Annotated in this window: 13 protein-coding genes; 8 read left to right on the top strand and 5 right to left on the bottom strand. The window is 70.2% G+C overall.

The window, feature by feature from the left end; translation table 11 throughout:
- Positions 1 to 2 precede the first annotated feature (2 nt).
- Together hrcA and OXR60_RS02990 are read right to left on the bottom strand one after the other, a co-directional pair.
- Positions 3 to 1,046 (bottom strand): heat-inducible transcriptional repressor HrcA, encoded by a 1,044-nt coding sequence (gene hrcA, locus OXR60_RS02995; protein ID WP_267393876.1) that lies wholly within the window; start codon positions 1,044 to 1,046, stop codon positions 3 to 5.
- 39 nt (positions 1,047 to 1,085) lie between these two features.
- Complete coding sequence (locus OXR60_RS02990; protein ID WP_267393874.1) at positions 1,086 to 1,601, bottom strand: DUF6438 domain-containing protein; 516 nt, start codon at positions 1,599 to 1,601, stop codon at positions 1,086 to 1,088.
- An 84-nt stretch (positions 1,602 to 1,685) separates the two neighbouring features.
- Here OXR60_RS02990 and rph point away from each other — a divergent pair, with 84 nt between their 5' ends.
- On the top strand, positions 1,686 to 2,399 hold the full coding sequence (gene rph, locus OXR60_RS02985) for a ribonuclease PH (protein WP_267393872.1): 714 nt from the start codon (positions 1,686 to 1,688) through the stop codon (positions 2,397 to 2,399).
- A complete protein-coding gene (rdgB, locus tag OXR60_RS02980; RefSeq protein ID WP_267393870.1) occupies positions 2,396 to 3,034 on the top strand; it encodes an RdgB/HAM1 family non-canonical purine NTP pyrophosphatase in 639 nt (212 codons plus the stop codon). Before rph ends, rdgB begins: the two co-directional genes overlap by 4 nt.
- Positions 3,035 to 3,055: 21 nt before the next feature.
- On the opposite strand, the gene OXR60_RS02975 is transcribed toward rdgB, so the two are convergent.
- Entirely contained in the window at positions 3,056 to 3,607 is a 552-nt protein-coding gene (locus OXR60_RS02975) for a CAP domain-containing protein (RefSeq protein ID WP_267393869.1), read from the bottom strand.
- A 24-nt stretch (positions 3,608 to 3,631) separates the two neighbouring features.
- Here OXR60_RS02975 and hemW point away from each other — a divergent pair, with 24 nt between their 5' ends.
- Complete coding sequence (gene hemW, locus OXR60_RS02970) at positions 3,632 to 4,795, top strand: radical SAM family heme chaperone HemW (protein ID WP_267394084.1); 1,164 nt, start codon at positions 3,632 to 3,634, stop codon at positions 4,793 to 4,795.
- Here the strand turns inward: hemW and OXR60_RS02965 are convergent.
- Positions 4,785 to 5,957, bottom strand: a complete 1,173-nt coding sequence (locus OXR60_RS02965; RefSeq protein ID WP_267394082.1) for a penicillin-binding protein activator — start codon at positions 5,955 to 5,957, stop codon at positions 4,785 to 4,787. The two genes, hemW and OXR60_RS02965, sit on opposite strands and share 11 nt — an antisense overlap.
- A 67-nt stretch (positions 5,958 to 6,024) precedes the next feature.
- On the opposite strand from OXR60_RS02965, the gene rsmI reads away from it, so the two are divergent.
- From rsmI to gshB, 3 genes are all read left to right on the top strand, one after another.
- On the top strand, positions 6,025 to 6,909 hold the full coding sequence (rsmI, locus tag OXR60_RS02960) for a 16S rRNA (cytidine(1402)-2'-O)-methyltransferase (RefSeq protein ID WP_267393867.1): 885 nt from the start codon (positions 6,025 to 6,027) through the stop codon (positions 6,907 to 6,909).
- On the top strand, positions 6,906 to 7,259 hold the full coding sequence (locus OXR60_RS02955; RefSeq protein ID WP_267393865.1) for a YraN family protein: 354 nt from the start codon (positions 6,906 to 6,908) through the stop codon (positions 7,257 to 7,259). The genes rsmI and OXR60_RS02955 overlap by 4 nt, the downstream gene beginning before the upstream one ends.
- Positions 7,260 to 7,328: 69 nt before the next feature.
- Positions 7,329 to 8,288 (top strand): glutathione synthase, encoded by a 960-nt coding sequence (gene gshB / locus OXR60_RS02950; RefSeq protein ID WP_267393863.1) that lies wholly within the window; start codon positions 7,329 to 7,331, stop codon positions 8,286 to 8,288.
- Between the two features lie 12 nt (positions 8,289 to 8,300).
- Here the strand turns inward: gshB and OXR60_RS02945 are convergent, their stop codons facing one another.
- Positions 8,301 to 9,200: a tyrosine recombinase XerC gene (locus tag OXR60_RS02945; protein ID WP_267393862.1), complete on the bottom strand. Its 900-nt coding sequence runs from the start codon at positions 9,198 to 9,200 to the stop codon at positions 8,301 to 8,303.
- Positions 9,201 to 9,301: 101 nt separating this feature from the next.
- Here OXR60_RS02945 and OXR60_RS02940 point away from each other — a divergent pair, with 101 nt between their 5' ends.
- Positions 9,302 to 10,729, top strand: a complete 1,428-nt coding sequence (locus OXR60_RS02940) for a GGDEF domain-containing protein (protein ID WP_267393861.1) — start codon at positions 9,302 to 9,304, stop codon at positions 10,727 to 10,729.
- Between the two features lie 61 nt (positions 10,730 to 10,790).
- The gene (locus OXR60_RS02935) at positions 10,791 to 12,962 is read left to right on the top strand and encodes a primosomal protein N' (RefSeq protein WP_267393859.1); all 2,172 of its coding nucleotides are present in this window, start codon (positions 10,791 to 10,793) and stop codon (positions 12,960 to 12,962) included.
- Positions 12,963 to 13,345: the final 383 nt, after the last annotated feature.

The raw sequence follows: 13,345 nt of genomic DNA, 5'->3' as shown, positions 1-13,345 counted from the left end.
GTTCAGGCCATCAATCGGGCGATGGTCGCCGCTGTGAAATCCACCATGGGCACGACGCGGGCATAGTTCAACCGCGTCGGCCCGATCACGCCCACCACGCCGACCACCCGCCCGCCGGGGCCACGGAACGGCCGCGCGATCACCGACGAGCCCGACAGCGCGAACAATTTGTTCTCCGCGCCGATGAAGATGCGGGTGGAATCGCCGGCACGGGCGCTGTCCAGCAGATGGGCGATCTCCTGCTTGCCCTCGAGATCGTCGAGCAGGTCGCGGACCCGTTCGAGGTCGGCGGCCGCGGCGGTGTCGATCAGCCGTCCCTGCCCGCGCACGATCAGCACCGGGCGGCGGTTACCGTCCTCGCTCCACACCGCGAGGCCCTGCTCGACCAGCGAGCGCGCGGCGCCGTCGAGCGCCGCCTGCCCTTCCGCCAGTTCGCGCTCTACCCGGCTACGCGCTTCGGCCAGCGTCAGCCCGGACAGCGTCGCCGTCATGTAATTGCCCGCCTCGGCCAGCGCCGAGGAGGTCATCCCCGCCGGCAGCTGGATCACTCGGTTCTCCACCGAGCCATCCTCGCTGACCAGCACCGCCATGCCCTGCGTCGGCGACAGCGCGACGAAACCGATCGATCGCAGCGCCAGCTCGCGCTTGGGGACCATCACCAGCCCCGCGCAGGCCGACAGGCCGGAGAGCGCCGCGGTGGTCGCCGCCAGCGCCTCCTCCACCGGACCACCCACCCCGGCCCGCGCCTCGATCGCGGCGCGTTCTTCCGCGCTCGGCTCAAGCGCCTGCATCATGCCGTCGACAAACAATCGCAGACCGCGCTCGGTGGGGATCCGCCCGGCGCTGGTGTGCGGGCTGGCGAGCAGCCCCAGTTCCTCCAGCTCCTGCATGACGTTGCGGATCGACGCCGGCGACAGGTTGAGCCCGGAGGCGAGCGCGATGCTCTTCGATCCCATCGGCATGCCGCTGTCGACATAGCCGTCCACCACCGCGCGAAAGATGTCGCGGGCGCGATCGGTCAGTTCGGACACGGGGGGTGCGACCATCAGCGACATGTAGGCGGGCTTCGCCCCACGCTCAACGACTCAACGCTTGCCGATCAGATCGGCGATCGGCAGCGCCTCGGGCGCGGCGCGCAGGCCGTCGCGCATCGTCCGCGCCGGTTCGCCGCCGCAGCCGTAGTAGAAATCGAGATGGCTCGATGCCGTCCCCGGCTGCTGCCAGCGGATGTCGACCCCCGGCAGATCGGTCACGGCCGGGCCGCACAGCGGCTGGTCGGGCTGGTAGACGGCCTCGCCGGCGGGCCGGAACGGCGCGAGCCGCTGCTTGAAGCCGAGGAACTGGGCGGGCGTCACCGTGAAGCGGTGCGCACCGGTCGCGGCGACGTGCTGCTCGCCCTCGAACACGCCGACGCCGTCCGACGATACCGTCACCGTATAGACCGGGCAGAAGCCATGGCAGGCGGTGGTGGCATAGCGGATCGTTTCGATCCCCCCAGCTGGCGCCGCGGTGGTGACCGGCACCTGGCCTGGCGTCGCGCACCCCGCCAGCGCCAAGAGGGCGATCGGCGCGCACAGGCCCGCGGTCATGGTCTTGATCATCTGTCTCTCCCGGAAGCGCGGCTACTGGCGCCGCAGCCCACCGCCGTCTAGGGCTCCGCACCTGAACGACAGGAGACTCATTTCATGCGCCCCAGCGGCCGCACGCCAGACCAGATGCGTGCCATCACCATCCAGCCCCATTTCACCCGCCATGCGGAAGGGTCGGTGCTGATCGGCTTCGGCGACACGCGCGTGCTCGTCACCGCCTCGATCGAGGAGCGGGTGCCGCCGTTCATGCGCGGCAAGGGCGAAGGCTGGGTGACGGCGGAATATGGCATGCTGCCGCGCGCCACCCACACCCGCTCCAACCGCGAGGCGGCCAAGGGCAAGCAATCAGGCCGTACCCAGGAGATCCAGCGGCTGATCGGCCGCAGCCTGCGCTCGGTGATGGACATGAAGCTGCTCGGCGAGCGCCAGATCGTGCTCGATTGCGACGTGATCCAGGCCGATGGCGGCACGCGCACCGCGTCGATCTCCGGCGCCTGGGTTGCGATGCGGCTCGCGGTCAACAAGCTGCTCGTCGAGGGCAAGCTGTCGGCCGATCCGATCAAGCAGAAGGTCGCCGCCGTCTCCTGCGGCATCTACCAGGGCACGCCGGTGCTCGACCTCGACTATGACGAGGATTCGAACGCCGACGCCGACGCCAATTTCGTGCTGCTCGAGAACGGCCATATCGCCGAGGCGCAGGCCACGGCCGAGCATGCGACCTATGACGAGGAGGCGCTGCTGCGCCTGCTGCGGCTGGCGCGGATCGGCTGCACCGACATCTTCGCCGCGCAGGAACGGGCAACCGCATGACCAACGCCGCCGACACCGGTCGCCAGGCCATCCGCAAGCTCCAGCCGGGCAAGCTGGTGATCGCCAGCCACAATGCCGGCAAGGTCCGGGAGATCGAGGCGCTGTTGCGGCCTTATGGCATCGAAACGGTGTTGGCAGCGGCGCTCGATCTTCCCGAGCCCGAGGAGACCGGCACCACCTTCTTCGCCAACGCCGAACTAAAAGCCCGCAGCGCCGCCGATCTGTCGGGTTTGCCGGCGCTGGCGGACGACAGCGGGCTGTGCGTCGATGCGCTGAACGGTGACCCGGGGGTGTACACCGCCAATTGGGCGGAGACGCCGAGCGGGCGCGACTGGAACCTGGCAATGCGCAAGGTGGAAGACGCGCTCGCCGCCAAGGGGCCGGATGCCGGTCGCGACGCGCATTTTGTCTCGGTGCTCGCGCTTGCCTGGCCCGACGGCCATGTCGAATGGTTCGAGGGCCGCGCCGAGGGCGCGCTGACCTGGCCGCCGCGCGGCACCGTCGGCTTCGGCTACGACCCGGTGTTCGTGCCGCACGGCGAGACGCGGACGTTCGCCGAACTGGCACCCGAGGAGAAGCAGGCGATCAGCCACCGCGCCGCGGCGTTCAAGCAGATGGTCGCAGCAATCTTCTGAACCGGCGCACGCACGGCGGCTTCAGAACGCCGCGTGGCCCCAGACATTGCCCGGCGGCGAGTAGCGACAGACCAGATAATCATCGGTCGGGCTGCTCGCCATCGCGCAGCCCATCGCGGTCGAGCCGCGCCAGACGATCTGAGTGTAATGGGCGACATCCTCCCAGCGCCCGCTGCGGCTGAAGTTGGGCGTCGGCAGGTTCACGAAATCCTTCTTCTCGGCCACCCAGTGGCCGACCATTTCGTCATAGCCATAAGCGTAGCGCGTGCCGGTCCATAGGTTCTCGCCCTGCCGGCTCATGTCGATCGGCTGCTTGGCGTGCTCGAACTTGCCGGTTCGTGCCATCGTCTGCGCATAGGCTCGTGCCGAATCCGCCAGCCGCTCGTCCCACACCAGCGGCGGCACGCCCACCTCGGCGCGCGCGGCATTCTGCCCGGCCAGCATCGCCTGGCGGAGCAACCCCGCCCCACGCGGCGCCGGCTGATCGCTGGTGCGCGGCTCGACGACGCGTCCGGGCACCTGTGCGCAGGCGGTGAGCAGCAGCATCGCGGCGAGAAGGTGGCGTTTGAGCATGGCGAGGTCCATATCGGCGCCAAGATGAACCCCGACAAGACACAAGCGCCGCTCGCCCTCTACGTCCATTGGCCGTTCTGCGTCTCCAAATGTCCTTATTGCGATTTCAACAGCCATGTCCGCGATGCGGTCGACCAGGACGCGTGGCGCACCGCCTTGCTCGCCGACCTTGCTCATGAGGTCGCCGAACTGCCGGGGCGGCAGCTGGGCTCGATCTTCTTTGGCGGCGGCACGCCTTCGCTGATGCCGCCGGCCACCGTCGCCGCGATCCTCGATGCCGCCGAGCGCGCCTGGGGATTCGCGCCGGGGATCGAGATCACGCTGGAGGCAAACCCATCTTCGGTGGAAGCCTCGCGCTTCGCCGATCTCGCCGCCGCCGGCGTCAACCGCGCCTCGCTAGGGCTGCAATCGCTCGACGACGAGGCGCTGCGCTTCCTGGGCCGCGCGCATGGCGTCGACGAAGGGCTGGCAGCGCTCGACGTGGCGCAGGCGGTGTTTCCACGGGTCAGCTTCGACCTGATCTACGCGCTGCCCGGGCAGGGCATGGCGGCCTGGCAGGCCGAGCTCACCCGGGCGCTGTCGTTCGGCACCGAGCATCTCTCGCTCTATCAACTCACCATCGAGCCCGGCACCCGGTTCGCCACCGAGGCGGCGCAGGGCCGGCTGACCATCCCCGATGGCGACAGCGCCGCCGATCTGTTCGAGGCGACGAGGGCGATGACCGCCGCGGCCGGCCTGCCCGCCTATGAGACCTCCAACCATGCCCGGCTAGGCGCGGAGAGCCGGCACAATCTCACTTATTGGCGTTACGGCGATTACGCCGGGGTCGGCCCCGGCGCGCATGGCCGACGCGGCGGCCTTGCGACCGCGAGGCGCAAGAAGCCCGAGAACTGGCTGGCAGCGGTGGCGCGCAACGGCCATGGCATGGAGCTGGAGGAGCTGCTCGATCCCCATGACCGCGCCACCGAGGTCCTGGTGATGGGCCTGCGGCTGCGCGAAGGCGTCGATCTCGCCCGCGTCGCCGCGCTTGCCGGCGGCCGCGCGCCGATCGACGACGCCGCGGCCGCACGGATGAGCGATCAGGGTCTGATCAGCCGTGACGGCGATCGCCTCGCCGTCACGGAGGCAGGCGCGCTACTGCTCGACGCGATCCTGCCCGCGCTGGTTCTCGATCGCGTCAGCGGCTGAAGCCGCCCGGCGCCGGTGACACCGTCACTGTGGTGCCGTTCTGGATCTCCTGCACCTCGAGCGCGCGCTCGGCGACGCCGTCACGGCCGAAGCGGAACGCGCCATCGATGCCGGCAAAGCCGCCGCTGTCGCTGAGCTTGTTCTCGGGGAACGGCCGCCCGACCGGCCAGTCGCGCGCGATCTTCACCGTCAGCAGCACCGCGTCATAGCCGAGGCTCGACAGGCGGTACGGCGCGGCACCGTAGCGGGCGCGGTATTTGGCAGCATATTGGCGGTAGAGCCCATCGGCGACGCTCGCGAACCAGGCGCCGGCGAGCCCTGGCTTGGCGCCGAGCCCGTTTTCCGAATTCCACAATTCGGTGCCGAGGATGCGTGTGGAGGCACCGCTGCCACGCTTGACCAGCGGCGCCGCCGCCGCAGCCGAGGTCGCGCCGTCGGCGACCAGCACCGCGCCGAACGGCGCCTTGGTGTTGAGGCGGGTGACCGCGGCGCTGATCCCGCCGGGCGCGCGGGTATAGGTCTGCAGCGACACGACCTGGCCGCCCGCGGCTTCAACGGTGCGCAGGAAGGCCGTCGAGGCGCGCTCGCCATACAGGCCGTTGGGCACCAGCCCGGCAAAGCTGGTGACACCCCGGCTGCGCGCATAACCGACCACCCGGTCGATCGACTGGGCAGGTGCATAGCCCATCAGATAGGTGCCGGCGCCGGCGACGCTGGCATCGTTGGAGAAGCCAAGCACCGGCACGCCCGCGGCATGGGCGATCGGCGCGACCGCGCGAACGTCGTCCGACAGCAATGGCCCGAGGATCAGCTGCGCGCCCTCGGCGATGGCACGTCGTGCCGCGGCGGCGGCGCCACCGGCGGTGTCGTAATTGGTGATGCGCACCTTGTCGGTGCCGGTGTCGAGCACCGCGAGCATGGTGGCGTTGGCGATCGAGCGGCCGACCCCGGCGTTGCTACCCGACAGCGGCACCAGCAGTGCCACCCGGTTACGCTGGGCGTCGCGCGGCAGGCCCTGCTCCACGGTGTCGGGGCGGGTCGCCGCCGGCCGATTGGCCGGGCGCTGCTGCGGCGCCTCGACCGGGCCGCGCGGCACCACCGTCGAGCAGGCGCCGAGCAGGCCCGCGGCGGCAATCGCCAGCCAGCGCGCCGGCCGCCACATGGCCTCCACGCTCAGCGGCCCCGCCGGTAACGCTGCACGTGGCTGTGCAAGTGTAGCTGCCTCTGCCATGACGATCCTTGTGACTGCTTTGAAGACGAACCCGCCCGAACCAACGGCTCTCGATCCCGGGCTCTACATCGTTGCAACCCCGATCGGCAATCTCGGTGACCTATCGCCGCGCGCGGCCGACATCCTCGCCCGCGCCGACGTGGTCGCGGTGGAGGACAGCCGCGTGACCGCCGGGCTGCTGCGCCACATTGGCGTCAAGCGGCCGATGATGCCCTATCACGACCACAACGCCGAGGGCGTCCGCCCCGGGCTGATCGCGCGAATGGCGCGCGAGGCGGTAGCGCTCGTTTCCGATGCCGGTACGCCGCTGATTTCCGATCCGGGCTACAAATTGGTGCGCGACGCGCGCGCTGCCGGACACCTCGTCGTCACCATCCCCGGCCCGTGCGCGGCGGTGGCGGCGCTGACGCTCGCCGGCTTGCCGACCGACCGCTTCCTCTTCCTTGGTTTCCTGCCGCCCAAGGAGAAGGCGCGCGCCGATGCGATTGCCGAGGTGGCCGGCGTCCGCGCGACGCTGGTGCTCTACGAGTCGGGGCCCCGCCTCGGCGCCTGCCTGGCGACGCTCGCCGCCGTACTCGGCGATCGCGAGGCGGCGGTGACGCGCGAGATCACCAAACGATTCGAGGAGGCAGTCACCGGCACCCTCGCCAGCCTCGCCGTGCGCTACGCCGACGCCCCGCCGAGGGGCGAGATCGTGGTGGTGGTGGCGCCGCCGGGCGACGCACCGCCGGCGACCGAGCAAGACGCCGACGCTGCGCTTGCCGAGGCGTTGACGAGGCTGCCGATCGCCAAGGCAGCGGGCGAGGTCGCCAAGCGGCTGGGGCTGGACCGCAAGAAGCTCTACGCCCGAGCGCTGGCGATGAAGGACACGGCGCCGCAATGAGGGACCGCCGCGTCGCCGAGGCTGCCGGTCGGCGCGGCGAGCGGCTGGCGGGCTGGTGGCTGCGCCTAAAGGGCTGGCAGATCCTGGACCGCCGGGTGAGGACGCCTGCCGGCGAGGTGGATCTGGTCGCGCGGCGCGGCAATCTGGTGGCGTTCGTCGAGGTCAAGACCCGCAAGTCGGTCGCCGAGCTCGATCATGCCATCGACGAGCGCCGGCTGGCCCGGGTCGCCGCGGCGGCCGAGGTGCTGATGGCGCGCTACGCCCGCGCCGGCGACGACATCCGTGTCGACGTGATCCTGCTCGCGCCGGGGGCACGGCCCCGACACATCGAGAACGCCTGGATCGGGTGAGCGCCACAGCCCGGTGACTTCGCTGCATCCCGCGCCTACATGCCCGCACGTCCCTGCAGGAGTTGCCGCATGAGCCTTACCGTCGCCGTCCAGATGGATCCGCTGGAAAGCATCAACATCGCGGGCGATTCGAGCTTCGCGCTGATGCTGTCGGCGCAGGCGCGCGGGCACCGGCTGTTTCATTATGCCGCTGAGGATCTCAATTATGCGGCCGGCCGGGTGTGGGCAGCAGCGCGGCCGGTGAAGGTACAGCGCGTGGTCGGCGATCATTTTGCGGCAGGCGATCCGGTGAGCCTCGATCTTGGGGCCGAGGCCGATGTCGTGCTGATGCGCCAGGATCCGCCGTTCGACCTCGGCTATATCACCGCCACCCATCTGCTCGAGCGGATCGCCGGCCGCACCCTGGTGGTCAACGATCCCGTCAGCGTCCGCAACGCGCCCGAGAAGGTGTTCGTGCTCGATTACGCGCAGTTCATGCCGCCGACGCTGATCACCCGCAGCCTCGACGAGGCCCGCGCGTTCCTCGCCGAGCATGGCGAGATCGTGATCAAGCCGCTCCACGGCAACGGCGGCAAGGCGATCTTCAAGGTCGGCAGCGACGGCGCCAACCTGTCGGCGCTGATCGAGGTGTTCAACCAAACCTGGCGCGAGCCGCACATGGTGCAGGCGTTCCTTCCCGCGGTCGCCAAGGGCGACAAGCGCATCGTGCTGGTCGATGGCGAGGTTGCCGGCGCGATCAACCGCCTGCCGGGCGAAGGCGAGATCCGCTCCAACCTCGCGGTCGGCGGCTCCGCGGTGAAGACCGAGCTGACGGACAAGGAGCGCGAGATCTGCGCGGTGCTCGGGCCGGAGCTCAAGGGTCGCGGACTGCTGTTCGTCGGCATCGACGTGATCGGCGGCGAGTGGCTGACCGAGATCAACGTCACCTCGCCGACCGGCATCGTCGCGATCGAGCGGTTCGACGGCACCGATGTCGCCGGGCTGATCTGGGATGCGATCGAACGCAAGGTCGCCGCGCGAGCGGCTTAGGCCGCTCGGCGGCTACGCCCGCGGATGGGCGTTGCGGTAGACGTCGAGCAGATGCGCCGCATCCACCTGAGTGTAGATCTGCGTCGAGCTTAGGCTGGCGTGGCCGAGCAGCTCCTGCAGCGCCCGCAGATCCGCGCCACGGCCGAGCAGATGGGTGGCGAAGCTGTGGCGTAGCGCGTGCGGCGTGGTCCGTTCGCTCAAGCCCAACCGCGCCCGCGCGCCGCGAACTGCTCGGCGCACCACCGCCGGTGACAACGGGCCGCCCTTGGCGCCGCGGAACAGCGGTTCGGTCCGCACCAGCGGCCAAGGCACCGCCGCCGCATAGCGCTCCACCGCCTCGCGGACCTGGGGCAGCAGCGGCACCAGCCGCGTCTTGTCCCGCTTGCCGGTGACGCTGAGGGTGGCACCGAGCGGCATCACCCCGGCCGGCAAGCCGATCGCTTCGCCGATGCGAAGGCCCGCGCCGTAGAGCAGCATCAGCACCGCCCAGTCGCGAAAGCCCATCCACGGCTCGGCGGCATCGTCGGCGACCTCCTCGGCAAGTGCGATCGCCTCGGCGGGCGAGATCGGGCGCGGCAATCCCTTCTTGACCCGCGGCCCCTTGAGGCGCGGCGCCGCGGCATCGGGGTTGGCCCAGGCGAGGAAGCCCCGCACCGCCGACAGCTCGCGCGCCGCCGATGCATTGCCCAGCCCCTCCGCGCGCCGCTGCGCCAGGAAGGCCCGCAGGTCCGCCGCCTCGAGCTGCGTCAGCCGCTCACGGCTCATTTCGCCGCCCCAATGCTCGCTGAGGAAGGCGACCAGCCGCACCGCAGTCGCCTCGTACGCCCGCACGGTGTGCACCGAGCGACGGCGGTCGCGACCGAGATGCTCGCTCCAGGCCAGCGTCAGCGAGACAGGAATATCCTCAACCATGGCGCTGCATGAGCCCCATGAGGTTTCTACTGCAAACAATATTAACTCGGTTCGTGGCAGAGCAAGCTACGATGTCCGCTGCCGTCCCTCCGATCTCGCCCGTGCAAGACGAGCAGCGCCTGGCCACCCTCCACTCGCTCGACCTGCTCGACACCGCGCCGGAACAGGAGTTCGACGCGCTGGTGGCGCTGGCGGCGCAGATGCTCGGCTGCCCGATGGCACTGCTCACGCTGATCGATCGCGACCGCCAGTGGATCAAGGCCGGCACGCCCAACGATATCCAGAACCTGCCCCGCGACATGGCGTTCTGCGACCACACCATCCGTGGATCGACGCCGATGGTGATCGACGACGCCGCTGCAGACGCGCGCTTCGCCGCCAATCCGCTGACCCGTTCCGACACCGTCCGCTTCTATGCCGGCATGCCGATCCATGCGATCGACGGCGACGGGCAGCGGCAGCCGATCGGGGCGCTGTGCGTCACCGACACCGCGCCCCGGTCGCTGAACGCCGCCGGCCGCGCCGCGCTGCTGCACCTTGCTTCCCTTGCCGAGGCGCTGATCGCGGCGCGGCAGACCGCGCTGGAGGCGGTGCGGCTCGCCACCGCCAGCCAGCAGCTTTCCACCGATCTCGTGCGGCACGATCGGATCTTCCGCCAGGCCGAGCGGATGGCGCGGATCGGCTCGTGGCGCTACTCGATCAACGACGCCCGGCTCGACTGGTCGGATGGCGTGTTCGCCATCTACGAACGGCCGATCGGCGCGACGCCGTCGCTGGAGGAGGCGATGGCGCCGTTTCCGCCGGAGGCTCGCGAGGTGGTCCAGGCCGAGTTCGAGCGGGCGATCGCCACTGGCAGCTCGTTCGACATCGAGGTGGATTTCTGCGCCCGGCCCGGCCAGCCGCGCAAGGTGCGCAGCATGGCCGAAGCCGATGTGGTCGAGGGCCGCACCGTGGCGATGGTTGGCGTGTTCCAGGATATCACCGAACGCCATGCGCTCGAATTGGCGCTGCGCCACTCGGCCGATACCGACGCGCTGACCGGCATCGCCAATCGCGCCGCGTTCGACCGGCAGCTGGCCCGTGCCATGGAGCGGGCCTGCAGCGAGGAGCGCCCGCTGCTGCTCGCGCTGATCGACCTCGACGGCTTCAAGGCGATCAACGACACGCTCGGCCACAGCGCCGGCGACGACGTGCTGCGCCGGGTGGGCCAGGTGCTGACCGCGCCATGGCTCGCCGGCTGCACCCCGGCCCGGATCGGCGGCGACGAGTTCGCGCTGATCGTCGAGGATTCGCTGCTGGTCCACGCACCCGACCAGCTGGCGAGGCGGCTGGAAGAGGCACTGCAATGGCAGGTCGCCGCCAAGGGCATCATCCTGGTCAGCGCCGGCACCGTGGGCGTCGCCGCGCTCGGCGAGGATTGCCACAGCGCTCGCGACTTTACCCACCGCGCCGACACCATCCTTTATGCCGCCAAGCGCAGCCGCACCGGCGAGCGCCGGCGGATGGATCGCTACCGCGCCGCCGGCTGAGCCGGGCCGCCGCCGAACGACCCGCTTCACGCCACCCCGCCGAGGCCCCATATGAGGGCCGATGTCGTCCCGTGCCCGTGTCCTCGTCCTCAACTCCGCCCTCGGCCCACTCGATTATCGGGTGCCCGCCGGCATGGCCGTGGAGCCCGGATCGATCGTGATCGCGCCGCTCGGGCCACGCCAGCTGCTCGGCGTCGCCTGGGAGCCCGAACGACTGCCATCGGACGCCGAGGTCGGCGACAACCGCCTGCGCAATCTGCTCGGCGTGGTCGATGCGCCGGCGCTGCGCGCGCCGCTGCGCCGGCTGATCGAATGGACCGCCGCTTATTACCTTGCGCCGCCCGCCGCGGTGGTGCGGATGGCGCTCGCCTCCACCTCGGCACTGGAAGGTGCGCGCACCGCAACCGAATATCGCGCCACCGGCGAGGTGCCGCCGCGGCTCACCCCGCAGCGCGAGCAGGCGCTCGAGCGAATCGGTGACCGCCAGGGGCTGATCCGCGAGCTCGCCACGCTCGCCGAGGTCTCGGACGCGGTGATCCGCGGCCTCGTCAAATGCGGCGCGTTGGAGGCGGTCGAGGTCAGCATTGATAGCCCGTATCCGGTGCCCGATCCCGGTTTCGGCCCGCCCGTGCTCTCCGACCAGCAGCGCGCCGCCGCCGAGGTGCTGACGGCGGGCGTGCGCGACCATGACTTCCGCCCCACGCTGCTCGACGGCGTCACCGGATCGGGCAAGACCGAGGTCTATTTCGAAGCAGTCGCCGAGGCGATCCGGCTCGGCCGGCAGACGCTGGTGCTGCTCCCCGAGATCGCGCTCACCGAACCGTTCCTCAAGCGCTTCCACGACCGTTTCGGCTGCGAGCCCGTGCCCTGGCATTCGGGCCTGCGCTCCACCCAGCGGCGCCGCGCCTGGCGGGCGATCGCCAGCGGCGAGGCGCTGGTCACCGTCGGCGCACGCTCGGCGCTGTTCCTGCCCTATCGCAACCTCGGGCTGATCATCGTCGACGAGGCGCATGAAAGCAGCTTCAAGCAGGAAGAGGGCGTGCATTACCACGCCCGCGACGTCGCGGTGATGCGCGGCAAGTTCGAGGGCTGCCCGGTGATCCTCGCCTCGGCGACGCCGGCGATCGAGACCCGCCAGCAGGTGGAGATCGGCCGCTATGCCGAGCTCAAGCTGCCCGGTCGCTACGGCCCCGCCGAGATGCCGACAATCGAGCCGATCGACCTCATCGAGCACCCGCCCGAGCGCGGCCGCTGGCTGGCGCCGCAGCTCGTTTCGGCGATGGCGGACACGCTGGCCAAGGGCGAGCAGTCGCTGTTGTTCCTCAATCGCCGCGGCTATGCGCCGCTCACCTTGTGCCGGACCTGCGGGCACCGCTTCCAATGCCCCAATTGCACCGCCTGGATGGTGGAACATCGCCTCACCCGCCGGCTCGCCTGCCACCATTGCGGCCATGTCGAGCCGATCCCGCGGCTGTGCCCCGAGTGCAAGGAAGAGGACACGCTGGTCGCCTGCGGGCCGGGGGTGGAGCGGATCGCCGACGAGGTGACTGCGCTGTTCCCCGAGGCAAAAACAGCGGTGGTGACCTCCGACACGATCTGGTCGCCCGCCAAGGCGGCGGAGTTTGTCGGCCGAATGGAGGCAGGCGACATCGACATCGTCGTCGGCACCCAGCTCGTCACCAAGGGCTATCATTTCCCCAACCTGACCCTGGTCGGCGTGGTCGATGCCGACCTCGGCCTCGAGGGCGGCGACCTGCGCGCGGCGGAGCGGACCTTCCAGCAGATCCGCCAGGTGTCGGGCCGTGCCGGCCGCGGCGAAAAGCCCGGGCATGTGTTCATCCAGACCCACAGCCCCAAGGCGCAGGTGATGCAGGCGCTGGTCACCGGCGATGCCGAGGCGTTCTACGAGGCCGAGACCGAGGCACGGCGCGATGCCGGCGCACCGCCGTTCGGGCGCTATGCGGCGATCGTGGTCTCCTCGGAGGATCGCGCCTGTGCCCATGAGACGGCGCTGCTGGTCGGGCGCTCGGCGCCGCAGGTCGAGGGCATGGCAGTCTACGGCCCCGCCCCTGCCCCGCTGGCGATGCTGCGCGGGCGACACCGCTACCGCCTGCTGGTCCACGCCCGCCGCGCGCTCGACGTGCAGGACGTGATCCGCGATTGGCTCGGCGCGCTCGACTGGCCGGCCAAGGCGCGGGTGACGGTGGATGTGGATCCGTACAGTTTCCTGTAAGCGCCACGATGTGGGAAATGGCGGAATTCCGCCGAAAGTCTCACGAAAGTCTCACCTGGTGGCGGCTGCCAGGTGGCTCACGTCCACCTTATTCGTCATGCTGAACTCGTTTCAGCACTCACGGCCGGCGCTGTCCGCCGGCCACTTCCGGGCCACGGATCCTGAAACAAGTTCACGATGCCAGTGGTGGTGGGGTGACCGCTTGTGCCTCTCCGCGCTTCACGCGGGGATAGGCGTGGCAGTCGTTTTGATCGACGTCAGAAAGAGCGGGGAGCCAAAACGACTCCGGCTTTCGACGCTGGCATAATCGGATCGTGTAGGACAGCCGGGCGCCAGTGTGCCTTGGCTGCGCCCCAACCACCAGGAAAAGGGAACCGCCGCGC

The organism is Sphingomonas sp. GC_Shp_5 (genome assembly GCF_026540855.1).
Classification (GTDB): domain Bacteria; phylum Pseudomonadota; class Alphaproteobacteria; order Sphingomonadales; family Sphingomonadaceae; genus Sphingomonas.
The sequence above is the reverse complement of the archived record's forward strand: the minus strand, read 5'-3'. Positions and strand labels throughout refer to the sequence as shown.